This window comes from Aliirhizobium wenxiniae (assembly GCF_019511445.1).
Classification (GTDB): domain Bacteria; phylum Pseudomonadota; class Alphaproteobacteria; order Rhizobiales; family Rhizobiaceae; genus Neorhizobium; species Neorhizobium wenxiniae_A.
The window spans coordinates 1-387 of the sequence record NZ_JAEUAN010000102.1 but is presented as its reverse complement, the minus strand read 5'-3'; the positions used below and the strand labels follow the sequence as shown (position 1 = coordinate 387).

The 387-nt window shown below is 48.1% G+C and carries 1 pseudogene; it reads left to right on the top strand.

The features are described 5' to 3' along the window. A pseudogene (locus JNB91_RS30490) lies at positions 1-205 on the top strand (D-xylose ABC transporter ATP-binding protein); the annotation flags it as partial. Between the last annotated feature and the right edge of the window lie 182 nt (positions 206-387).

The following is a 387-nucleotide window of genomic DNA, read 5'->3' as shown; positions in this document are numbered from 1 at the left end:
CTATCAACTGATTAACCAGTTCAGAGCCGATGGCTTGAGCATCATTCTGGTGTCATCGGAGATGCCAGAAGTATTAGGCATGAGCGATCGCATCATCGTCATGCATGAAGGGCATCTCAGCGGGGAATTTACTCGTGAGCAGGCCACCCAAGAAGTGTTAATGGCTGCCGCTGTGGGCAAGCTTAATCGCGTGAATCAGGAGTAAAAAAATGACAAACCAGACTGTCTCTGGTCGCCGTTATTTCACGAAAGCGTGGCTGATGGAGCAGAAATCGCTTATCGCTCTGCTGGTGCTGATCGCGATTGTCTCGACGTTAAGCCCGAACTTTTTCACCATCAATAACTTATTCAATATTCTTCAGCAAACCTCGGTGAACGCCATTATGG